Annotated in this window: 19 protein-coding genes; 13 read left to right on the forward strand and 6 right to left on the reverse strand. The window is 53.8% G+C overall.

Going from position 1 to position 21,736, the window contains the following annotated elements; all coding sequences use genetic code 11:
- Nucleotides 1-14 precede the first annotated feature (14 nt).
- Nucleotides 15-1,715 carry an autotransporter assembly complex protein TamA gene (gene tamA / locus AJE_RS01945; protein ID WP_008949413.1) on the forward strand — a complete coding sequence of 567 codons (1,701 nt, stop codon included), beginning with the start codon at nucleotides 15-17 and terminating at the stop codon, nucleotides 1,713-1,715.
- Nucleotides 1,712-5,500, forward strand: coding sequence for an autotransporter assembly complex protein TamB (gene tamB, locus AJE_RS01950; protein WP_008949414.1), 3,789 nt, complete (start codon nucleotides 1,712-1,714; stop codon nucleotides 5,498-5,500). The genes tamA and tamB overlap by 4 nt, the downstream gene beginning before the upstream one ends.
- On the opposite strand, the gene AJE_RS01955 is transcribed toward tamB, so the two are convergent.
- The 3 genes from AJE_RS01955 to AJE_RS01965 are packed head-to-tail and all read right to left on the reverse strand — an operon-like array spanning nucleotide 5,497 to nucleotide 8,317.
- Nucleotides 5,497-6,276, reverse strand: coding sequence for a methyltransferase domain-containing protein (locus tag AJE_RS01955; protein ID WP_008949415.1), 780 nt, complete (start codon nucleotides 6,274-6,276; stop codon nucleotides 5,497-5,499). The two genes, tamB and AJE_RS01955, sit on opposite strands and share 4 nt — an antisense overlap.
- Nucleotides 6,277-6,311: 35 nt before the next feature.
- Complete coding sequence (locus AJE_RS01960) at nucleotides 6,312-7,070, reverse strand: Nif3-like dinuclear metal center hexameric protein (protein ID WP_008949416.1); 759 nt, start codon at nucleotides 7,068-7,070, stop codon at nucleotides 6,312-6,314.
- Nucleotides 7,067-8,317: a glycosyltransferase gene (locus tag AJE_RS01965; protein WP_008949417.1), complete on the reverse strand. Its 1,251-nt coding sequence runs from the start codon at nucleotides 8,315-8,317 to the stop codon at nucleotides 7,067-7,069. The genes AJE_RS01960 and AJE_RS01965 overlap by 4 nt, the downstream gene beginning before the upstream one ends.
- 154 nt (nucleotides 8,318-8,471) lie before the next feature.
- On the opposite strand from AJE_RS01965, the gene AJE_RS01970 reads away from it, so the two are divergent.
- The 5 genes from AJE_RS01970 to infA all read left to right on the forward strand — a co-directional run bounded on the left by AJE_RS01970 (nucleotide 8,472) and on the right by infA (nucleotide 11,597).
- Nucleotides 8,472-8,714, forward strand: coding sequence for a Rho-binding antiterminator (locus AJE_RS01970; protein WP_008949418.1), 243 nt, complete (start codon nucleotides 8,472-8,474; stop codon nucleotides 8,712-8,714).
- Between the two features lie 124 nt (nucleotides 8,715-8,838).
- A complete protein-coding gene (gene trxB / locus AJE_RS01975; protein WP_008949419.1) occupies nucleotides 8,839-9,795 on the forward strand; it encodes a thioredoxin-disulfide reductase in 957 nt (318 codons plus the stop codon).
- Between the two features lie 50 nt (nucleotides 9,796-9,845).
- Nucleotides 9,846-10,568 (forward strand): leucyl/phenylalanyl-tRNA--protein transferase, encoded by a 723-nt coding sequence (aat, locus tag AJE_RS01980; RefSeq protein WP_008949420.1) that lies wholly within the window; start codon nucleotides 9,846-9,848, stop codon nucleotides 10,566-10,568.
- The gene (locus AJE_RS01985; RefSeq protein ID WP_008949421.1) at nucleotides 10,561-11,283 is read left to right on the forward strand and encodes an aspartate/glutamate leucyltransferase; all 723 of its coding nucleotides are present in this window, start codon (nucleotides 10,561-10,563) and stop codon (nucleotides 11,281-11,283) included. Before aat ends, AJE_RS01985 begins: the two co-directional genes overlap by 8 nt.
- Nucleotides 11,284-11,378: 95 nt before the next feature.
- Nucleotides 11,379-11,597, forward strand: coding sequence for a translation initiation factor IF-1 (gene infA, locus AJE_RS01990; RefSeq protein ID WP_008610216.1), 219 nt, complete (start codon nucleotides 11,379-11,381; stop codon nucleotides 11,595-11,597).
- Between the two features lie 117 nt (nucleotides 11,598-11,714).
- Here the strand turns inward: infA and clpA are convergent, their stop codons facing one another.
- On the reverse strand, nucleotides 11,715-13,991 hold the full coding sequence (gene clpA / locus AJE_RS01995; RefSeq protein ID WP_008949422.1) for an ATP-dependent Clp protease ATP-binding subunit ClpA: 2,277 nt from the start codon (nucleotides 13,989-13,991) through the stop codon (nucleotides 11,715-11,717).
- Nucleotides 13,992-14,055: 64 nt separating this feature from the next.
- Complete coding sequence (gene clpS, locus AJE_RS02000; protein ID WP_008610212.1) at nucleotides 14,056-14,376, reverse strand: ATP-dependent Clp protease adapter ClpS; 321 nt, start codon at nucleotides 14,374-14,376, stop codon at nucleotides 14,056-14,058.
- A 199-nt stretch (nucleotides 14,377-14,575) separates the two neighbouring features.
- On the opposite strand from clpS, the gene cspD reads away from it, so the two are divergent.
- Complete coding sequence (gene cspD, locus AJE_RS02005) at nucleotides 14,576-14,791, forward strand: cold shock domain-containing protein CspD (RefSeq protein WP_008610211.1); 216 nt, start codon at nucleotides 14,576-14,578, stop codon at nucleotides 14,789-14,791.
- A 137-nt stretch (nucleotides 14,792-14,928) separates the two neighbouring features.
- Here cspD and AJE_RS02010 read toward each other — a convergent pair whose 3' ends face one another.
- Complete coding sequence (locus AJE_RS02010; protein ID WP_008949423.1) at nucleotides 14,929-17,157, reverse strand: NADP-dependent isocitrate dehydrogenase; 2,229 nt, start codon at nucleotides 17,155-17,157, stop codon at nucleotides 14,929-14,931.
- Nucleotides 17,158-17,462: 305 nt separating this feature from the next.
- On the opposite strand from AJE_RS02010, the gene AJE_RS02015 reads away from it, so the two are divergent.
- From AJE_RS02015 to purB, 5 genes are all read left to right on the forward strand, one after another.
- Entirely contained in the window at nucleotides 17,463-17,999 is a 537-nt protein-coding gene (locus tag AJE_RS02015) for a pseudouridine synthase (RefSeq protein WP_039927998.1), read from the forward strand.
- Nucleotides 18,000-18,017: 18 nt separating this feature from the next.
- On the forward strand, nucleotides 18,018-18,473 hold the full coding sequence (locus AJE_RS02020) for an NUDIX hydrolase (RefSeq protein ID WP_039927893.1): 456 nt from the start codon (nucleotides 18,018-18,020) through the stop codon (nucleotides 18,471-18,473).
- 110 nt (nucleotides 18,474-18,583) lie between these two features.
- The gene (gene mnmA / locus AJE_RS02025; RefSeq protein WP_008949426.1) at nucleotides 18,584-19,687 is read left to right on the forward strand and encodes a tRNA 2-thiouridine(34) synthase MnmA; all 1,104 of its coding nucleotides are present in this window, start codon (nucleotides 18,584-18,586) and stop codon (nucleotides 19,685-19,687) included.
- Nucleotide 19,688: 1 nt separating this feature from the next.
- Nucleotides 19,689-20,321, forward strand: a complete 633-nt coding sequence (hflD, locus tag AJE_RS02030; protein WP_008949427.1) for a high frequency lysogenization protein HflD — start codon at nucleotides 19,689-19,691, stop codon at nucleotides 20,319-20,321.
- 14 nt (nucleotides 20,322-20,335) lie between these two features.
- Nucleotides 20,336-21,706: an adenylosuccinate lyase gene (gene purB / locus AJE_RS02035; protein WP_008610204.1), complete on the forward strand. Its 1,371-nt coding sequence runs from the start codon at nucleotides 20,336-20,338 to the stop codon at nucleotides 21,704-21,706.
- The last annotated feature ends 30 nt before the right edge of the window (nucleotides 21,707-21,736 follow it).

Genomic DNA, 21,736 nt, shown 5'->3' on the forward strand with positions numbered 1-21,736 from the left:
TTAACAGGATTTTAATGCGCTATTTGTTATTAACCTTGCTACTGCTAAGCCCTGCTGTGCTGGCGCAAACCACCTTGCGCCTGACAGGTCTGTCAGGCGAATTGGAGGATAACGTTAAGTTATTCCTCGACCGCTACGCAGCAGGTGAAATTTCGACCTCGCTGCGCTTTCAAGCCCGGCTGGAGCAAGATATTGCGCAAGCGATGCAGGCGCTTGGCTACTACCATAGCGAGATTACCATTACGCTGCAAAGCACCCGCCAAAATGGCAGTCGCTTATTAATTCAGGTCACACCCGGCGAGCCCATTCGGATCACCGAGACCGATATTCAATTGCTCGGCGATGCGGCCACGGATCCCGAGTTTCAGAATTTGTTACGCCAGGCACCACAGGTCGGTCAGGTGGTGCACCATGGTCGTTATGACAGTTTCAAAAGTGCCCTGAATAGTCTGGCGCAGCGTCGCGGCTATTTTGACGCCCGTTTTAGCCTGCAGCGGCTGGAAGTCGCGCCCTCCCGCCGTCAGGCTTTTGTGCGCTTACATTTTGACAGCGGCCAGCGTTACCGTTTTGGCGAAGTGCGCTTTAGTGGCTCACAAATTGCGCCTGAGCGCCTGAGCTCACTGGTACCTTTTCAGCCTGACGCCCCCTATCTGGCAACCCAACTGGGTGAGCTAAATCAGGCACTGGCCAATACCAACTGGTTTTCGTCTATCCTGGTTACGGCCAGTACTGAGGCCATCGACCAGCGGCTGCTACCGATCGATGTTGAACTGGCGCCACGCAAACGCAACAGTATCGAAACCGGTATTGGTTTCTCTGACGATGTCGGTGCCCGCATTAAACTCAACTGGCTAAAACCTTGGTTAAATGATCGCGGCCACAGCCTGAACAGCAAACTGGCGCTGTCGCAGGCGGAGCAAAGTATTGAGGCCGCTTACCGGCTGCCGCTGGAAAGCGTTGCTACTGACTTTTGGCAATTGCAGTATGGCTTACGTAACCGCGATTATCAGGACACCCGCTCTATTGAATCGAATCTGGCACTGGAGCGGCACTGGCTGCTGCGCAATGACTGGTACCGCACCGCCAGTATCCGCTGGCTCTATGAAGACTATACCCAAGCGGATCAGGAAGATAACAGCAGTTTAATTATGCCGGGGATCAGCTTTTCCCGCAGCCGGCAAACCGGCAGTGGCATGCCCAGCCGGGCGGATCGTCTGCTGCTGGGGATTGAAGTGTCCGATCAGAGCTGGGGCTCCGCAGCAAGCTTTGTCCGCTTGCGCGGTCGCGCTGGTTATATCGACAGCTTTGGCGACCGGCATCGTCTGGTTAGCCGGTTAGATGGTGGCGCTGTGCTAATGGAAGCGGTTGATAATTTGCCGCCGTCACTGCGCTTTTTTGCCGGCGGCGATAATAATCTGCGCGGCTATGCCTACGAGTCCGTTTCCCCCCGCAACCAGGACGGCGAATTGATTGGTGGCCGCTATATGGCAACCGCCTCGCTGGAATATCAATATCGGGTAACCGGTAACTGGTGGCTGGCAACCTTTGCTGACTATGGCAGTGCCTGGACCAAGACACCGGATTGGAAAAAAGGCGTGGGCTTTGGCGTACGCTGGGGTTCACCTATAGGTGCGGTGCGGATCGATTTTGCCTGGGGTCTGGATGCGGAAGGTAAGCCCTTTCAGCTGCATTTTTCTTTGGGGCCTGAGCTATGAAGCGCCTGCTCACCTGGCTTGACCGCGGCATTTTCTGGCCGCTCTGGGCATTGTTACTATTACTTTGCTGGTTGCTGTTCAGTCAGTCCGGCTTACGATTTAGCCTGTACCTGACAGAAAAAGCCGTGCCAGAACTTAAGGTTGCCGAGGCTTCCGGCAGCTGGCTTGGCGGCGTAACCCTCAAGCAGCTAAGTTATCAAAGCCCTGAGCTGGATCTTAGCCTGGAGCAGCTACAACTGCGGCTACAAAAACGCTGCCTGATCCAGTTCCGGCTCTGTATTCCCGAGCTGGCGCTAAATGGCGTCACCATTAACAGCCAGCCTACTGATCAGTCATCGGCGCAGGCGGCAACTGCTGCTGAACCGGCACTTGACAGCGAACCGACAACGCTGCATATCGGCGCGTCCGAGGCTAATACGCCACGACGGCTGGCCGGCCTGGCGTTTCCGATCCCGTTAAAAATTGACCGGCTGCTGATTGAACGGCTACAACTTAACTTGCCAGAGCAGCAACTGGCCTGGCAGCACTTTAGTATTGGCTTGAACGCCTGGGGTAACCGGCTACAGTTACAGCAAGGCCGGCTGGACGGTTTGCTCGTCACACTTGCTGACAGTAGCAGTGACGCCGAGCCGCTGACCGCCTACCCAGCACCAGAGCTTAGCCCCTTTAGCTTACCACTATCGGTTTTTATTGATGATTTTCAGCTTAGTCATAGCGAGCTACAGCAAGGCGAGCAGCTCTTTAGCTTGCCGCTGCTGACCTTTAGTGCCCAACTAACGCCACGGCAAGTGCGCCTGCTTGATTTACAACTGACGCACCCACAGCTACAAGCTCAGCTTAGTGCCAATCTTGATTTAGCAACAGGCTTTCCATTGTCTGCGCAGTTCGATGCCCTGCTGCAAGACACCGCCCTGGCCGGGCAGCGTCTGCAGGGACAACTGCGCGGCTCGCTGGCCGAGCTGATTGCTGAGATCAACGCTAGCGGACCACTTAACCTGGCATTACAAGGGCGACTGGCCTTGCTCAGCGCCGACTTACCGCTGCAACTGGCACTGCAAGCCCGGGAATTACGCTGGCCGCTTGAACAACCGGACTATCAGCTGTCCGCTCTGGCGCTAGAGCTCGACGGCAATCTGACCGAGCTGCAATTAAACCTTGCCACAGAACTGCGATCCACGGGGCTACCTGATGCCGGACTGCGTCTGGACGCCAGCTGGTTTAACTGGCAACAACGCGCTGCTATCCGCGAGCTGCAGCTCACCACCCTTGATGGCCAGGTGCAGGCCAAAGGCGAGCTTAACTTAGAGCCGGCACTTAACTGGCAACTACAACTGGCGATGGACGGCATTAAACCCGGTGCCTACTGGCCCGATTATCAGGGGCAATTAAGTGGCCAGTTGCAAATGGCGGGCAAACTGGACCCGAACAGCGGTTTAGCACTGCAACTGCCGCAGCTGGCGATGCAAGGCGAACTGCGACAACTGCCGCTGCTGCTGGCAGGCTCTTTGACCCTGAGTAGCAATGCAGATTTTAGCGACTGGCAGTTTAACAGCCCGGATCTGCTGTTAAGCCATGGCCAAAACCAGTTACGGCTCTATGGCCAATTGCAGCAAGACTGGCAGTTGCAGGCTGAATTGTCAGTGCCGGATGCGGCCTTATCTTACCCAGAGCTGCGCGGCGCACTGCAAGGCAGTATTGCCGTAACAGGCCCGATGCTGACGCCAAAAGTCACACTGGAGCTAAACGCTGAGCGACTGGCATATCAGGATGCCCGGCTGCGTCAGGCATCACTTATCGCCACTACTGATTTGGCAGATAAATTGCGCACCAGCCTGACGCTGCAGCTTTCGCAAGCGCGCTGGCAACAGCAGCGCTTACAAGAATTACAGCTAAGCTTAGCGGGTGATGAAGATGCACATCAGCTAAAGGCACAGCTTAAAGCCGAAGGGCTGGCGGTTAAGCTGCAGGCGGCTGGCTCGCTAAGCCAACGTCAGCTCTGGCAGGGGCAGCTAACCGAGTTTTTACTGGCCAGCCAGTTAGGTGACTGGCAACTCGCCGAGCCACTCGCTATTAAGGCTGACCTGCCGGCGCAACAACTGATGCTGGCGGCACATTGCTGGGCGCAGTTGGATGCCAGACTCTGCCTCAGCGAAGCGGCCACGCTATCAGCTACGCAGGTGCAGGCAAAGCTGGCGCTCAGCGATTACCCGCTGGAAAATCTGAATAGCCTGTTACCGCTGCAAAGCAGCATTAATGGTGAGCTTGCCGCCCAGCTAGATATCAATTGGCGGCACGGACAGGCGCCACAACTGACTTTTGGTTTACAAAGTAGCAGTGGCCAGGTGTTGCAACAACTCGATGTGCCGGTGACCCTGCCCTGGCGCGATCTGGAACTGAGCGCCGAAATGGCGGCGCATCAGTTACGCAGTAAGCTGACGTTACAATTAGCTGATAGCGGCCAATTGACAGCGCAAGCCCTAGTTACCGAATTGGATCAAGCAGAAAAGCCCCTGCGCGCCGAACTTGCACTCACCAGTTTGACTCTGGATTTTTTAAAGCCGTTACTTGACGAATACAGTGAACTGGCCGGTACCCTGTCGAGCCAGTTAAGTCTGGATGGCAGCCTGGATAACCCGCAGCTGCGTGGTGAGCTGCGTCTGGATGGCCTAAAAGTAAGGGGTAAGCTGGCGCCAACTGATATCGAACAGGCGGACTTAGTGATCAGCTTTCGTGGTGAACGCGCTGAGTTAAACGGCCTGGTGCGCACACCTGAGGGCAAAATTGACCTGGCAGGCTTTGCCGATTGGCGTAATCTGGACGCCTGGCAGGCAAACCTCGGGATCAGCGGCGATCCACTACGACTGCAGATCCCGCAAGCAGAGCTGTTCGTGCAGCCTAATCTGTTGATAAACGCTGAACCTGGTCGCAGTCGACTCACCGGTACCTTACAGATCCCGCGCGCCAATATCAGTGTCAATACCTTACCGCAAAATGCCATTGGCTTATCCAGCGATCATGTGCTGCTGGACCGGCGCCTGCAACCGATCACTGAAGAGCAAAGTAGTCAATTTACATTGGAAACCGATATCCGCGTGCGCTTAGGGCAACAAGTCAGGCTGGAGGCCTTTGGCTTAAAAAGCCGCTTAGCGGGTGAGTTACGGGTGCAGCAACAGCAGTTTAACCCCAGTGTGCGCGGGGAAGTCTCACTGGTTGATGGTACCTTCCGGGCTTACGGCCAGGATCTGCTAATCCGTCAGGGCAAACTGACCTTTAATGGCCCGGCCGATCAGCCGTTCCTGAACGTTGAGGCTATCCGCAATCCGGTCAATATGGAAGACGATGTGATTGCCGGCATTCGGGTAACGGGCCCGGCCGACGAACCCATAGTTACCATTTTCTCTGAACCTGCTAAACCTCAGGCCAATGCCCTGTCATACCTGATTATGGGCAAGGATCTGGACAGCGAGTCGGGCTTTAATGCTAACAGTGTTACCACCAGTCTGATTGGTATGAGTATTTCCTCCAGCGGCAAGCTGGTTGGCGAAATCGGTGAAGCCTTTGGCGTCAGTGATTTAATGTTGGATACCGAAGGTGCCGGCGATAATTCGCAGGTGACGGTAAGTGGCTATTTAACCCGCGATCTGCAGCTAAAATACGGCATTGGTATCTTTCAGCCAATTGGTCAGTTTACGCTGCGTTACCGGCTGCTGCGTAATTTGTATCTGGAAGCAGTATCGGGTCTGGATAATGCTGTCGACTTGTTGTACAAGTTTGAGTTTGATTAGGCCCGTAACAGCAAATGGATATAACGGCCCAGCGAGGCATAAGGCTCCTGCCGGTTATACTGCAGCTCCAGCGCTTCTAACTCAGCATAATGACTTTGCTGCTGACTACGATCGCGCAAATAATCATGAAAGCAACGCACCCCGGTTTTGCCAAGCAGACTAAAGCCCGACTGCTGACACCACTGCAATACCTGCAGGGGCGATAACGGCTGCTGCGGATTTAACCGTACCGGTTTTTTCGCTTTTAACCCGGCCTGCACATAGGCAAAGTTACCGTAAATGATATTACTTAAGCGATGCGCATCCTGATTATAAAACATCAGCGATACTATGCCGCCCGGCTGCACCAGTTGCCGTAACTGGCTAATCGCGGCTTCTGGTTCGGCTAGCCATTCCAGCACTGCATGACACAGCACCAGCGGGTAAGCTTGCCCGCCAAGCCGCTGCGGTAAGTCTTGCAGTGAACTCTGACTGATCTGTAACTGCGCGCTCAGCCCCTGATTCTTTGCCTCCTCTGCCGCGAGTTGCAACATCTCAGCCGAAATATCAGTCAGATGCAGTTGATGCCCCAGCGCAGCCAGCTTTAGCGCCAGCTGGCCCTGGCCACCGCCAACATCGAGAATGGCGGTTGGCGCAGCGAGCTCGGGTAATTCCAGCAAATCACGCAGCAATACCGCCTGGCGAATTTTACCCTTAGTAGTCTGGTAAATATTGCTGGCAAAGCGGCTGGCCAGGTTATCAAAATTACGATCTTTTAATGGCTTAGATTGGCTCATAGTGGCGTTGGCTAAAGCATCTGGTTAGGCCGGCTTTAGGCCGGATTAGGAATATCGATAAAGTGGACGCTAAGGCCAAGTTCAGCCGCCAGGTATTCGCCCAGCGCTTTAATACCATAGCGCTCGGTGGCATGGTGGCCGGCAGCGATAAAATGGATCCCAAGCTCACGCGCGACATGAATGGTTTGCTCTGACACTTCGCCGGTAACAAATAACTGCGCCCCGGCCGCCGCCGCTTGTTCAATATAGCCCTGGCCGCCACCGGTACACCAGGCGACAGTGCGGATCTCACCAATACCGGCATCTTCGAGCAAAACCTCACGCTGCAGCTGCTGGCTTAGCGATGCCGCAAGCTGTGTGAGCTTTGCTGGCGCAGCCAACTGCCCCATTTGCAGTACGCCAGCAGGTTCAGCGGTTAGCACCGGCTGCGGCGCCGTGATCCCAAGTATTTTGCCAAGCTGAGCGTTATTACCCAGCTGTGGATGCACATCCAGTGGCAAATGATAGGCCAGTAAATTGATATCATGTTTCAGCAAGGTGGCCAGGCGCTGCTTTTTCATCCCCACCACCGGCATCGCTTCGTTTTTCCAGAAATAGCCATGGTGTACCAGCACAGCATCGGCGTTGAGCGCCACCGCCTGCTCCAGCAGGGCCTGACTGGCGGTCACGCCGGTCACTACCGTACGGATCGTGTCGCGCCCTTCTACCTGTAAGCCATTCGGGCAATAATCTTTAATGCGGGCACTGCCGAGTTTTTCATCAATAAAAGCGACGAATTGCTGCCGTGTAATCATGTTGAAACCCTGTTTTTTGCGGTGATCCACAGCCCCATATAGTGGCTGCTGCGATAAGCGTGTGATTGTAACATCAGGCCGGTAAAATTGCGTTGCCGCCGCGCAGCGGTTTGCTCAGCACTGGCATTGAGCAAAGACGCTAATTGTTGCCAAACCCGGCTGGCCTGCTCAGCGCCAAAGCGCTGCTGCAGGATCTGATAGCCCTGCTGCTGTGCTGCCAGCCAGGGCGTTTCATCCTGATTTAAAGCCACGGCGGCCTGACAAAACGCCTCTGCAGTATCGGCAATAGCGCCGCCCCAGCCTGCGCCAGCCTGCATGCCCTCGGCGCCAATTGAGGTGGTAACACTGGGAGTGCCGCATTGCATCGCTTCGAGCAATTTGCCTTTTAACCCGGCGCCAAATTGCAGCGGCGCCAGGCAAAGCCGCGCCTGTTGCATCACCGCTACCGCGTCCGCAGCCCAGCCTTTCACCAAAAAACCGTCGCGGGCATTATGTAATGCCGTCGCTTTAGGCGGCGGATAGGCGCCGTAAATATGTAACTCGGCCTGTGGTAAGGCCTTGCGGATCTGCGGCCAGAGTTGTTGTTTCAGCCAGAGTACCGCCTGCCAGTTCGGGGCATGGCGAAAATTGCCGATACTGATAAAGTGTGCGCGCTCAGCAAAAGCCGGCACGGCCGGCACCCTGGCTGCATGCCAGAACGGACAGTAACAGAGCAGCTCAGATGGCACCCGGTAATGCTGCTGTAGCAGCTGCATCTCATAATCGGAAATCACCAGTGTCAGATCACAGCGATAGATGGCGGCAATTTCCCGCAGCGCCAGCTCGTTATTTAGCCGCGCTACCGCTACCTCTTTTGCCACCAGCGCGTCCCCGGCTTTAACGGCGTCGTGCCTTGCCTGGCGCAGCGCATGTAAATCTTCCATATCCAGTAGGCGCAGGGCATCCGGACAACTTGCCGCGACCCGCCAGCCAAACTGTTCTTCCAGCATAAAACGGTCAAATAACACCACCTGCGGGTTCTTTTCTTTCAGCCACCGGTCAAAGCTATCGCAATTTAGGGCAATGCGCTGCTCGGTGACGCCAATGGCCGGTAAATCAATCCGATGCGGCCCGGGCTCAGCCGCGCTGGCAAAGCAAACCCGCCAGCCTTGCGCCTGAAACAGCTGAATTAAACTCAGCATCCGACTGCCTGCCGCGGAAGACGCCGGCTCAGGCCAGACATAGCCGATAACCACCAGTAATGGCATAAGGCCTCCTTACAAAAGGGCGTATTGTAGCGGTTCAAAGCCGCAGGGTATAGCGAGCAGACCAGGCGGCTAGCTACAGCAGACTGATGGGTTGCAGTTCAGCGTGAGTTTGGCTATACCTTGCTGAACTGAACGAACCCGGGATGACACGACTATGCTGGATTGTGACAAACATGATTATATCGAGATTGTCTGCCTCTATCGTTATCCGCTGCTGCTGACACTGCACAATGGCGATATGCTAAGTGGCACCGCCATAGACACCCGCTATAACACGACGCGACAGGAATGCTTGGTGCTGCAGCAGCAGAGCACGCAACAGCTGCTACCACTGTCTCAGATCCGCCAGCTAAAGGTGACCATCGATAATCCCCATCTGCAACAACTTATTTTTTAATGCTGCGTGCGCCTTTATTTACAGTTATACCGTCGCCATTTCCCGACAACGGGGTTTCGCTTTGTGCTGGCTTTCCGTAGAATCCCGCTATCTTTTTTGCATTATTTTCCAATGGAGTGCTCTGATGTCAGAGGTTAAACACAGCAAACTGCTTATTCTGGGCTCTGGCCCTGCCGGTTACACTGCCGCCGTTTATGCGGCCCGCGCCAACTTACAACCGGTATTGGTCACCGGGATGCAGCAAGGCGGTCAGCTGACCACCACCACCGAAGTCGAAAACTGGCCCGGTGATGCGCACGGTTTAACTGGCCCGGCGCTGATGGAGCGGATGCGTGAGCATGCGGAAACCTTTAATACCGAAATCGTGTTTGACCATATTCATACCGTTAACCTGAAACAGCGGCCCTTTATCCTGACCGGCGACAACGGCCAGTACAGCTGTGACGCGCTGATTATCGCCACCGGCGCTTCCGCCAAATATCTGGGTTTACCGTCGGAGCAGGCGTATAGCGGCCGCGGTGTGTCAGCTTGTGCCACCTGTGACGGTTTCTTCTACCGCAATCAGAAAGTCGCGGTAGTCGGTGGTGGTAATACTGCGGTGGAAGAAGCGCTGTATTTATCCAATATCGCGGCCGAAGTGCATCTGGTGCACCGTCGTGACAGCTTTAAAGCCGAAAAAATACTCATTGACCGCTTAATGGCTAAAGTTGCCAGCGGCAATATTATCCTGCATACCCACCGCGAACTGGATGAAGTGCTGGGTGATGAGATGGGCGTAACCGGTGTGCGGTTAAAATCGACTCAAGGCGAAGCGGCAAAAGAGCTGGCACTGCAAGGCGTCTTTATCGCCATCGGCCACAAACCCAATACCGATATTTTTGCCGGTCAGCTGGAGATGAATGGTGGTTATTTGAAAGTGCAAAGCGGCACTGAAGGCAATGCCACTCAGACCAGCATCGCCGGGGTGTTCGCTGCCGGTGATGTGGCAGACCATATCTACCGTCAGGCCATTACCTCAGCCGGTTCCGGTTGTATGGCTGCGCTGGATGCCGAGCGCTATCTGGACGCCCTGGGTAAATAACAGCGTATGAAGCCGCAACATACGGCTTCAGCTTGCCCGCGCCCTGCCTGATGCCTATCTATCTGCCGGAGCTATTAGCAGATGAACTCTGGTTCCCGCCCGTGCAACAGGCGCTGCGGGAGCCCGATGGCTTGCTGGCGATGGGCGGTGATCTCTCGGTGGCACGCTTGCAGCTGGCCTATCAAAGCGGCATCTTTCCATGGTTTTCTGAAGGCGATCCTCTACTCTGGTGGAGCCCTGCTATCCGCGCCGTCTTTGCGCCCGATACGCTTAGCTTAAACCGTACCTTGCGCAAGCAATTACGCCGCGAAGGTTTAACCGTAACGCTAAATCAGGCGTTTGCCGAAGTGATCAGCAAGTGTGCCGAACCCCGGCCCAGTCAGGCGCAAACCTGGATCCTGCCACCGATGCAGCAAGCCTATCTGGCGCTGCACCAACAAGGTCTGGCGCATAGTGTCGAGGTCTGGCAAGGCAAGCAACTGGTCGGTGGCTTATATGGCGTGCAGCTGGGTCAGCTGTTTTGCGGTGAATCGATGTTTAACCGCATTGATAATGGCGCTAAGTTTGCGTTGATAGCGCTGCAACAGCATTTGCAGCGCTATGCCCCCGGCTGGATTGACTGTCAGTTACCTAACCCGTTCTTACTGAAACTTGGCGCCACTACCCTGTCCCGGCGCGACTACCTGCCGCTGATTGCAACCTTAACCAAGACACCTGCACCGGCAGAGCATTGGCGAAGCCAGCCGCTGCTACTGGAGCCTGGGCATGACTGAGCAGAGCTTGCAGTTTGGCCTGACCCCACCTGCCGCCTGTAGCTACCTGAGTTCGCAGCAAGAGCAACTGGCGGTATTGCTCAGTCCACAGCCAATGGACGCCAGTTTATATCAGTTGCTGATCAAACATAATTTCCGCCGCAGCGGTGATCAACTGTACCGGCCACATTGCCCCAGTTGTCACGCCTGCCAATCACTGAGGATCCCGCTGCCAGATTTTACGCCAAGCAGCAGCCAGCGGCGCCTGCTCAGCAAAGCCGCGCGCAGCGGCTGGCAGTGTCAGCTAAGCAAGGTGCCCGACGCGGTGGCTGAGCGACAACAACTATTTGCGTTATTTGCCGACTATATTGCTTTTAAGCATCCGGATGGGGTGATGCATCCGGCAACGCAGGAGCAACTGGACTCGCTGCTAAACAGTAAATGGCAGCCGATCAGCTTGCTGCAGTTGTATCAGGCCGGGGTGTTACAGGCCGTGATGGTGGTGGATGAACTCGCAGGCGCCTATTCAGCGGTGTACACCTTTTTTGCCCGGCAGGCAGAGTCTTTTTCCCCCGGTAAGTTAGCAATCCTGTATCTGCTAAAACTGGCGGCACAGCAGCAGCTGGACTATGTCTACCTCGGCTATCAGGTCGATGGCTGTCGCAAAATGGCCTATAAGCAGGAATTTCTGCCGCATCAGCGCTATTTCGATGGCGGCTGGCACTCATTTGCTTAAAAAAGCGCTTGCTGCTTTACTTATCGGTGGCTTTTCGGCACAATCTGCGCTGTTTTTCCAAAGGCACCAAATTTTATTAGAGGCGAGTACGCTGAATGGCGAAAGAAGATGTAATTGAAATGCAAGGTACCATTTTGGATACCCTGCCAAACACCATGTTCAAAGTTGAGCTGGAAAATGGTCACGTGGTGATCGCACATATTTCCGGCAAAATGCGCAAAAACTATATCCGCATTTTAACCGGTGATAAGGTTACCGTAGAACTGACGCCTTATGATCTGACCAAGGGCCGGATCGTATTCCGCCAGCGTTAAGCAGCCTAGGTCTGCACGAAATGCCGACTTAGTGCTTTTCGTCGCCAGCTTAAGGCAAACCCGGCATCGCCGGGTTTTTGCGTTTTAGTCCACATCTGTTTGCCGGTGAGCGGCTTATTAACCCGGCTGTGCTTCGGTCGCCGCGGTTTTACTGGTCTGATAATGGAATTCCAGTTTATCCGCCACCAGTTCCACCCGCACATCGCCACCCTCAGTTAGCACCCCAAACAGGATTTCATTAGCCAAAGGCTTTTTCAGTTGTTCCTGGATCACTCTTGCCATCGGCCGAGCGCCCATCGCCTGATCATATCCCTTGGCTGCCAGCCAGTGCCGGGCTTCACTACTGAGCTCCAACGACACCTGTTTCTTATCCAGTTGTACCTGCAGTTCGCAAATAAACTTATCAACGATTTGCAGAATAATCTCCTGATCCAGATGTTGAAACCAGATAATGCCATCGAGCCGGTTACGGAATTCCGGACTAAAGGTTTTATTGATTTCACTGAGCGCGTCATGGCTATGATCCTGCTGTTTAAAGCCAATCGACTTACGTACCGTCTCCTGCACCCCGGCGTTAGTTGTCATCACCAGGATCACATTGCGGAAATCAATCTTGCGACCGTTATTATCGGTCAGAGTACCGTGATCCATCACCTGCAACAGGATATTGTAGATATCCGAGTGTGCCTTTTCGATTTCATCCAGCAGCACCACTGAATATGGATGCTTGGAGACCGCATCAGTCAGCAAGCCGCCCTGCTCAAAACCGACATAGCCCGGTGGCGCACCAATTAAACGGCTCACCGCATGCCGCTCCATATACTCCGACATATCAAAGCGTAGCAGCTCAACACCCATCACCTTGGCCAGCTGTTTGGTAACTTCGGTTTTCCCAACCCCGGTAGGCCCGGCAAACAGGAAGCTGCCGATGGGCTTTTCCTCGTTACCCAAGCCTGAACGCGATAAGCGGATCGCCGCCGTTAGCGCTTCAATGGGTGCATTCTGGCCAAAGACCACCAATTTCAGATTACGATCCAGATTGGCTAGCACTTCTTTATCCGAAGCGGAGACTGACTTCTCCGGAATACGGGCGATTTTGGCAATCACCTGCTCAATTTCAGCAACGTTAATCACTTTTTTGCGCTTCGATGCCGGTAGCAGCCGTTGTGAGGCACCGGCCTCATCAATCACATCAATGGCTTTATCCGGTAAATGCCGCTCGCTGATATATTTTGCCGACAGTTCAGCAGCAGCGCGCAGTGCTTTCTGCGTGTATTTCACATTATGGTGCTGCTCATAGCGCTCTTTTAAGCCAAGCAGAATGCGGGTGGTATCTTCGACACTGGGCTCTACCACATCGATTTTCTGGAAGCGCCGCACCAGTGCGGTATCTTTTTCGAAGATATTTTTAAATTCCTGATAGGTGGTTGACCCCATACAGCGTAAGCGGCCGCTCGACAACAACGGCTTAATCAGATTTGACGCGTCCATCACACCGCCCGAGGCCGCACCTGCACCAATCACGGTATGAATTTCATCAATAAACAGGATGGCGTTTTTCTCGCGCTCAATTTCTTTTAACAGCGACTTTAAGCGCTTTTCAAAATCGCCACGGTACTTGGTACCGGCCAGCAAAGCACCCATATCCAGCGAGTAGATAGTGGCATCAGCAATCACTTCCGGCACTTGCTGCTGTACGATGCGCCAGGCCAGACCTTCAGCAATGGCCGTTTTGCCGACGCCAGCTTCGCCGACTAACAGCGGATTATTTTTCTTCCGCCGGCACAGTACCTGCACTGCCCGCTCCACTTCGGTATCGCGGCCAATGAGCGGATCGATCAGGCCATTTTTCGCCTGTACATTCAGGTTGGCAGTAAAGTTTTCCAGGTAACGGTGCTCTTCTGCGCCCTGCTCGCCAATCTCTTCCTGCTGGCTATCATCATGCTGTTCCAGCTTTTCAGTTTTGGTAATGCCGTGCGAGATGTAGTTCACCACATCCAGCCGGGTGATATCGATTTTTTTCAGCAGATAAACCGCTTGCGATTCCTGCTCAGAGAAGATCGCCACCAGAACGTTAGCGCCATTGACTTCCGACTTACCTGAGGATTGCACATGAAAGACCGCGCGCTGTAGCACGCGTTGAAAGCCGAGTGTCGGCTGCGTATCGCGCTCCAGCTCCCCCTCCGGCAGCACCGGTGTGGTGGAGTCGATAAAGCTGGCCAACTCCTGGCGCAGCTTATCCAGATTAGCGCCGCAGGATTTCAGCGCCGCGCCCGCAGAAGGGTTATCCAGTAAGGCCAGTAACAGATGTTCAACCGTCATAAATTCATGCCGGCGTTCGCGCGCAAACCTGAATGCCATATTCAGCGTTAACTCAAGATCTTTATTTAACATACATCACTCCTAATCCACCTGAGTTAGAGACATCCTTGGCCACAGCCCCGGGATGCCAACGGTTTTAAGCGCGTTCCATGGTACAGAGCAACGGATGCTGATGCTCCTTGGCATAGGTCATCACTTGCTGCACCTTGGTTTCGGCAATTTCGGCAGTAAAAACCCCACAAACCGCGCTGCCTTCATAATGTACTTTCAGCATAATTTCGGTGGCTCTTTCATACTGCATATTAAAGAACCGGCTCAGTACATCGATGACAAAGTCCATTGGGGTATAGTCATCATTATGCAAAATCACCTTATACATCGGTGGCGGTGCCAACCGCTGCCGGGTGAGTTCTGCGATATCATCAAAATGTACGTTGGGATTCTGCTTACCGCTCATAAATTAACTATAGCCATCCGAGCGCCATCCAGCAAAGGCGCGTGTTATTAAAATTGCGTAAAGGTTTTAGCTTATTTTTGCAAATACCTTGACTGTTTGCTCAAATTATCTACATTAAATAACGGGGCCAGTTCCGGCTCCTGCTTAGTGCTTCACTAGCATACAGAATATAGCTAACTTAGAGAAGGAAGTAAGTAGTATGGCTACCGGTAAAGTGAAATGGTTCAATAATGCCAAAGGATTTGGATTTATCCGGGAAGACGGACGCGACGAAGATATTTTCGCCCATTATTCAACCATTAACATGGATGGCTACCGCACGCTAAAAGCGGGCCAGGACGTGGTATTCGACTTGTCTGAGGGCCCCAAAGGCTTACACGCTGTCAATATCAAGCTGCCCGGCGTTGACGAATAGCACAGCGGACCTGAAAACAAAAAAGCAGGCGACGCCTGCTTTTTTGTTGTCCTGCGTTTGCTGTGCTATTACACAGAGCACAAGACATCTTTGCAGCCCGCCCCGGCTATAGCCGGATAGCGGGCCGCTCACCGCTATTACAGTGCTGCCAGCGCCGCGTTTAAGGTTGCGCTTGGCCGCATCGCTGCAGCCACTTTGGCCTGATCCGGACGGTAGTAACCGCCGATATCCACTGCCTTACCCTGTACGCCATTTAACTCCGCCAGGATTTGCTGTTCGCTGGCTTCCAGCGTATCCGCCAGTTTAGCGAAGCGTGCTGCCAGTGCACTGTCAGCCTGTTGTTTCGCCATGGCGCGGGCCCAGTACATCGCCAGATAGAAGTGGCTACCACGGTTATCCAGCTCGCCGGCTTTACGACGTGGTGATTTGTCGTTGTCCAGGAATAAGGCTGTCGCCTGATCCAGGGTATCGGCCAGGATCTGCGCCACCTTGTTACCGGCAACCTGAGACAGATGCTCCAGTGAGGCCGCTAAGGCCAGGAACTCACCCAGTGAATCCCAGCGCAGATGGTTTTCATCAACAAACTGCTCGACGTGCTTAGGTGCTGAACCACCGGCGCCAGTTTCGAACAAGCCGCCGCCGTTCATCAGTGGCACGATAGACAACATCTTGGCGCTGGTACCCAATTCCAGGATTGGGAACAGGTCAGTCAGATAGTCGCGTAGCACGTTACCGGTCACAGAGATGGTATCCAGACCTTGCTTCATCCGCGCCAGGGTATGACGGGTGGCATCAACCGGCGACATAATCTGCAGATCCAGACCAGTGGTATCGTGCTCTTTTAAGTAACTTTGTACTTTCTTAATCAGCTCAGCGTCATGGGCGCGGGCGCTGTCTAACCAGAACACGGCTGGCGTACTGCTTAAACGAGCGCGGTTAACGGCCAGTTTCACCCAATCACGGATAGGGGCGTCTTTTACCTGACACATGCGCCAGATATCACCGGCTTCGACCTGATGGCTAAATACTACTTCGCCTTGGCTGTTAGTTACCACTACGGTACCGGCGGCCGGGATTTCGAAGGTTTTATCGTGTGAACCGTATTCTTCGGCTTTTTGCGCCATTAAGCCAACGTTCGGTACTGAGCCCATGGTACGCGGGTCGAAAGCGCCGTTTTTCTTACAGAATTCGATCGTTTCCTGATAAACACCGGCATAGCAGCGATCCGGGATCACGGCTTTGGTATCATGTAACTGACCATCCGGGCCCCACATCTGACCGGAGCTGCGGATCATTGCTGGCATAGACGCATCGATAATCACATCGCTTGGTACATGCAGGTTGGTAATGCCTTTATCGGAGTTCACCATCGCCATCGCTGGCTTGCTGGCATACAGCGCCTTGATATCGGCCACTATGGCTTCCTGCTCGGCTTGTGGCAGTTGCGGCAGCTTGGCATAAAGATCGCCAATACCGTTGTTCACATCCACGCCCAGCTTGTCGAAGGTAGCGGCATATTTGGCAAAGATTTCTTTGTAGAACACCTTTACCGCATGACCGAACATAATGGGGTCTGATACCTTCATCATGGTAGCTTTTAAATGCAGCGAGAACAGTACGCCCTGCGCTTTCGCGCTCTCTACTTCAGCGGCATAGAAGTCACGCAGCGCTTTAACGCTCATAAAGGTGGCATCGACCACTTCACCTGCCAGCACCGCGACTTTTTCTTTTAATACTTTAACGCTGCCATCGGCCTGCTGCAGGCTGATTTTCAGCACATCATCAGCAGCCATGGTAGCGGATTGCTCAGAGCCATAAAAATCACCCGCCGTCATATGGGCGACATGAGACTTGGAGCTGCTGCTCCAGGCACCCATGCTGTGCGGATTTTTCCGGGCATATTGTTTAACTGAAGCCGGTGCGCGACGATCAGAGTTACCTTCACGTAATACCGGGTTTACCGCCGAGCCTTTGATTTTGTCGTAGCGTGCTTTGACATCACGCTCCTGCTCGGTTTTTGGCTCTTCCGGATAATCCGGCAGCGCATAGCCCTGAGCCTGTAATTCTTTAATTGCCGCTTTCATTTGCGGAATAGAGGCGCTGATATTTGGCAGCTTGATAATGTTGGCATCCGGCTGTTTCGCCAGTTCACCCAGCTCAGCCAGATCGTCGTTGATGCGTTGTTCAGCAGTTAAAAATTCCGGAAAGCTCGCAATAATACGGCCCGACAAGGAAATATCACGGGTTTCAACGGCTACACCGGCCGCGGCAGAAAAGGCCTCAATAATCGGCAATAACGACTGAGTCGCCAGCGCTGGCGCTTCATCAGTAATGGTGTAAATAATTTTTGCACTTTCTTTCGACATGTTAGTTCCTGTATTGTTAGCGCCGGATCGCCATGACAAGGCCATCGCCACCCGTGTGTGGAAATTGTTTAAAACGCAGCCAAACGAAGCCCGCTGAGTATATCAGCATCAGGGCGAATAAAACAGGCAGCGCACATCCAGCGGCACACCACCCGGTTAAACGGCAGCTTGGCGCCGCGGCGTTTAAATATTACGGTCAACATCAGATGCAGAGATCAGGCGTGAATGCTCAGAAACGGCCGACCCGGCCAAAACATAAGGCTTTTTCAGCAAAAAACAATAGGACTAAGGTAGAAAATCCACTATTGGTACTCTTTAATAAGCCCTACGATGTATTAAGCCAGTTTACCGACAACAGTACACCGCCACGCCAGACGCTGGCTGATTTTTTGGCCATCCCGGATATCTATGCCGCCGGCCGGCTGGATCGGGACAGCGAAGGCCTGCTGCTGTTAACCAATTGCGGCAAGACCCAGCAAAAAATTGCTGACCCGGCATTTAAAGCACCGAAAACCTACTGGGTTCAGGTCGAGGGGCAAATTAACGAACAGGCGCTGGTAAAGCTACGTCAGGGCGTACAACTTAACGACGGCATGACGCTGCCGGCCCAGGCTGAGCTTTTGGCCGAACCCGAACTCTGGCAGCGGCAGCCGCCGGTTCGCTATCGGGCCAATATTCCGACCAGCTGGCTGGCATTAACCATCCATGAAGGGCGAAACCGTCAGGTACGGCGGATGACCGCCGCGGTCGGCTTCCCGACACTGCGTCTGGTCAGGGTACAGATTGGTGACTGGCAACTGGGTGAGCTGGCACCGGGCCAGCACCGTATTATCGAACTTTAGGGACAGTGTAGGATAACTATGAGCAGGAACAGACTCCATCTGACCGTGGCGGCGGTGATTTATTATCAGGGCCGGTTTTTACTGGTCCAGGAACGCGACAAACTCAGTGGCCGGGAAGTGTTAAACCAGCCTGCCGGCCATATGGAAGAGGATGAAGATCTGCTCAGCGCCGTCTGCCGCGAAGTATACGAGGAAACCGGCCTGACCCTGCTGCCCTCAGCCTGGCTTGGCATTTCGCAGTTAAAGGCCAGCAACGGCCATACCTATGTGCGGGTGAATTTTTTGTTTGAGCCCGACCAGCTGCCAGCAGCATTTCAGCCCCAGGATCCGGATATTCTGGCGCTACACTGGCTTGATAAAAGTGAACTGCTGGCACAAAAACTGCCTCCGCGCAGTCAGCTGGTGCTGGATGCCATCGATCTCTGTTTAGCCGGTACCCGACTGCCATTGTCATTGATCCAACCGCTTTGCTGACAGTAAACCGCAGCTTAGTCAGCTTTTTTCCGGTAGCGAGCATTTTTGCCGCCGCTATTTTGGTGTTATAATCCGCGCCTTTAATTCAGGCAGTCTTTAAGCGCGGTGTCATGTCAGAGCATAGCAGTAAAAAAGTAATCGTCGGGATGTCCGGCGGCGTTGATTCGTCCGTTTCCGCCTACCTGTTGTTGCAACAGGGTTATCAGGTGGAAGGCCTGTTTATGAAAAACTGGGAAGAAGACGACAACGACGAATACTGTGCTGCCGCAGAAGATATGGCCGATGCCCAGGCCGTATGCGATAAACTGGGTATCAAATTACACAAGGTCAACTTTGCCGCCGAATACTGGGACAATGTGTTCGAGTATTTCTTAGCCGAATATAAAGCCGGGCGCACCCCTAACCCGGACATTATGTGCAATAAAGAAATCAAGTTTAAAGCCTTTCTGGAGTTTGCCGCTGAAGCGCTGGGCGCTGACTATATCGCTACCGGCCATTATGTACGCCGCCGTTATCAGGATGGTCACTGGCAAATGCTGCGTGGTCTGGATCACAATAAAGATCAAAGCTACTTCCTCTACACCCTGGCTGAGCAACATATCGCGCAAACCTTGTTTCCGGTTGGCGATTTGGAAAAGCCAGCCGTGCGCGCCATTGCTGAGCAACAAGGCCTGGTCACCCATGATAAAAAAGACTCCACCGGCATCTGCTTTATCGGTGAGCGCAAGTTTAAAGATTTTCTGCAGCAGTATTTACCGGCTCAGCCGGGCGATATTGTCAGTATTGATGATGGCAAAATTATCGGCCGCCACGAGGGCCTGATGTATCACACCCTGGGCCAGCGCAAAGGCTTAGGCATTGGCGGTTTACGCGATGGCGGCGACGATCCCTGGTATGTGGTCGGCAAAGATCTCACGCTCAACCGGTTACTGGTTGCGCAGGGCCATGATCACCCGGCGCTGTTATCCAGCGGGTTGATCGCCAGTCAACTGCACTGGGTGGATCGCACCGGGCCACAGCAAGTTTGCCGCTTAACGGTAAAAACCCGCTACCGGCAACATGATATTCCCTGCACAGTCACACCGCGCTCTGATGGCCGGCTGCAGGTGATTTTTGATAGCCCACAAAAAGCGGTAACCCCTGGTCAGTCGGCAGTGTTCTATCTGGATGAAGTCTGCCTTGGCGGTGGTATTATTGATGAGGCACTAAGCTAAGATGCAAGTATCGTTAGAAACTCAAATTTATGCGCTGGCCGGCCTGTGTCAGGCGGCCAAGTTGGTGCAAAAAGTGGCCCGCAGTACCGATTCGCAACAAGCGCAACTGGAAATTATGCTGGGTAGCGTAATCAATCTGAACCCCGCTACGCCGCTGGATATTTATGGTGGCGAACTGACGAATTTACGCGAAGGGCTGCAACTGATTATTGAGCAGTTGGGCGATAAGCCACAAAAAGACGTTGAGCTCACCCGTTACCTGGTCGGCGTACTGGCGCTGGAGCGGCGACTGAATAAAAACCGCGACAATATGGCCGAGCTGGGCAAGCAACTCTCGCAACTGGAGCGGCAATTGCAGCATTTTAGTGTTACCGATGAGACTATTATTGGCAAACTGGCCGATATCTATACCGACTGCATTAGCAGCCTCGGCGCCCGCATTCAAATTTACGGCCAACCGGAATTACTCAGTCAAAGCAGTGTGCAGCAAAAAGTGCGCGCCCTGCTGCTGGCGGCAATCCGCTCTGCCGTACTCTGGCGTCAGGCTGGCGGCAGCCGGCTAAACTTTATTTTTAAACGACGGAAAATCCTGGCTGCAGCGCAGAAAGCGCTGGCCAGTCTTCCCGCACTATAAGATCAGGAGTTTTCATGGAACTTAATGCCCTTACTGCCATTTCGCCGGTCGACGGCCGCTACGGTAGCAAAGCTGCCGCGCTGCGCCCGATTTTCAGCGAGTTTGGTTTAATCAAGTACCGGGTTTTGGTCGAAGTGCGTTGGTTGCAGCAGCTGGCCGCCGAGCCGGCGATCAGCGAAGTGCCGGCGTTATCCGCAGAGGCCAATGCGCTGCTAAATCAAATCGTCGATAACTTTAGCCTGGCCGATGCACAGCGGGTCAAAGATATTGAGCGCACCACTAACCACGACGTGAAAGCCGTTGAATATCTGTTAAAAGAAAAAGTCGCCGGCAATAGCGAACTTGCCGCCATCAGTGAGTTTATTCACTTTGCCTGTACCTCCGAAGATATCAATAACCTGTCACATGCGCTGATGCTGCGCGAAGCGCGCGACAGCGTATTACTGCCTGAATGTGATGCCTTGCTAACAGCAATTAAAAAGCTGGCGCTGGAGTTAAAAGCGGTGCCGATGATGGCGCGTACGCACGGTCAACCGGCGTCCCCCACTACGATGGGTAAAGAGCTGGCGAACGTCTATGTGCGTTTAAAGCGCCAGCGTGAGCAAATTGCTGCGGTCAGCCTGCTGGGTAAAATCAACGGCGCTGTCGGTAACTACAACGCGCATTTATCGGCTTACCCGACGCTGGACTGGCATGCCTTTGCCGAGCGCTTTGTCAGCTCGCTGGGCATCAGCTGGAACCCGTACACCACGCAAATTGAGCCGCATGATTATATTGCCGAGCTGTTTGATGCCATCGCCCGTTTTAATACTATCCTGCTGGATTTTGACCGCGACGTCTGGGGCTATATTGCACTGGGTCACTTTAAGCAAAAAACCGTGGCCGGCGAAATTGGCTCTTCAACCATGCCGCACAAGGTTAACCCGATCGACTTTGAAAACTCAGAAGGTAACCTCGGCATCGCCAATGCGCTGTTTAACCATTTATCCGCCAAGTTACCGGTATCACGCTGGCAGCGAGATCTGACCGACTCTACCGTACTGCGTAATCTCGGTGTCGGCTTTGGCTATACGCTGATTGCCTATCAGGCCACCTTAAAAGGGATCAGCAAGCTGGAAGTGAACGAAGCCAACCTGCTGGCCGAGCTGGACGCCAACTGGGAATTACTGGCCGAGCCGGTGCAGACGGTAATGCGCAAATATGGCATTGAAAAGCCGTACGAGAAGCTAAAAGAACTGACCCGTGGTAAGCGGATCAGCGCTGCCGATCTGGCCGTCTTTATCGATGGTCTGGCGCTGCCGGATGCGGTAAAAGCCGAGATGAAGCAGCTGTCACCTGCCGGCTATATCGGTGATGCTATTCGTCTGGTGGAGTTATTGGATTAATCCAGTAACTTTATTAGCAGGGAACCGGAT

It is taken from the genome of Alishewanella jeotgali KCTC 22429 (assembly GCF_000245735.1).
GTDB lineage: Bacteria > Pseudomonadota > Gammaproteobacteria > Enterobacterales > Alteromonadaceae > Alishewanella > Alishewanella jeotgali.

Excerpts from the sequence above, each read along its gene's own strand:
- tamA (WP_008949413.1), top strand. The coding sequence starts at position 15 with ATGCGCTATTTGTTATTAACCTTGCTACTGCTAAGCCCTGCTGTGCTG.
- tamB (WP_008949414.1), top strand. The coding sequence starts at position 1,712 with ATGAAGCGCCTGCTCACCTGGCTTGACCGCGGCATTTTCTGGCCGCTC.
- AJE_RS01955 (WP_008949415.1), bottom strand. The coding sequence starts at position 6,276 with ATGAGCCAATCTAAGCCATTAAAAGATCGTAATTTTGATAACCTGGCC.
- AJE_RS01960 (WP_008949416.1), bottom strand. The coding sequence starts at position 7,070 with ATGATTACACGGCAGCAATTCGTCGCTTTTATTGATGAAAAACTCGGC.
- AJE_RS01965 (WP_008949417.1), bottom strand. The coding sequence starts at position 8,317 with ATGCCATTACTGGTGGTTATCGGCTATGTCTGGCCTGAGCCGGCGTCT.
- AJE_RS01970 (WP_008949418.1), top strand. The coding sequence starts at position 8,472 with ATGCTGGATTGTGACAAACATGATTATATCGAGATTGTCTGCCTCTAT.
- trxB (WP_008949419.1), top strand. The coding sequence starts at position 8,839 with ATGTCAGAGGTTAAACACAGCAAACTGCTTATTCTGGGCTCTGGCCCT.
- aat (WP_008949420.1), top strand. The coding sequence starts at position 9,846 with ATGCCTATCTATCTGCCGGAGCTATTAGCAGATGAACTCTGGTTCCCG.
- AJE_RS01985 (WP_008949421.1), top strand. The coding sequence starts at position 10,561 with ATGACTGAGCAGAGCTTGCAGTTTGGCCTGACCCCACCTGCCGCCTGT.
- infA (WP_008610216.1), top strand. The coding sequence starts at position 11,379 with ATGGCGAAAGAAGATGTAATTGAAATGCAAGGTACCATTTTGGATACC.
- clpA (WP_008949422.1), bottom strand. The coding sequence starts at position 13,991 with ATGTTAAATAAAGATCTTGAGTTAACGCTGAATATGGCATTCAGGTTT.
- clpS (WP_008610212.1), bottom strand. The coding sequence starts at position 14,376 with ATGAGCGGTAAGCAGAATCCCAACGTACATTTTGATGATATCGCAGAA.
- cspD (WP_008610211.1), top strand. The coding sequence starts at position 14,576 with ATGGCTACCGGTAAAGTGAAATGGTTCAATAATGCCAAAGGATTTGGA.
- AJE_RS02010 (WP_008949423.1), bottom strand. The coding sequence starts at position 17,157 with ATGTCGAAAGAAAGTGCAAAAATTATTTACACCATTACTGATGAAGCG.
- AJE_RS02020 (WP_039927893.1), top strand. The coding sequence starts at position 18,018 with ATGAGCAGGAACAGACTCCATCTGACCGTGGCGGCGGTGATTTATTAT.
- mnmA (WP_008949426.1), top strand. The coding sequence starts at position 18,584 with ATGTCAGAGCATAGCAGTAAAAAAGTAATCGTCGGGATGTCCGGCGGC.
- hflD (WP_008949427.1), top strand. The coding sequence starts at position 19,689 with ATGCAAGTATCGTTAGAAACTCAAATTTATGCGCTGGCCGGCCTGTGT.
- purB (WP_008610204.1), top strand. The coding sequence starts at position 20,336 with ATGGAACTTAATGCCCTTACTGCCATTTCGCCGGTCGACGGCCGCTAC.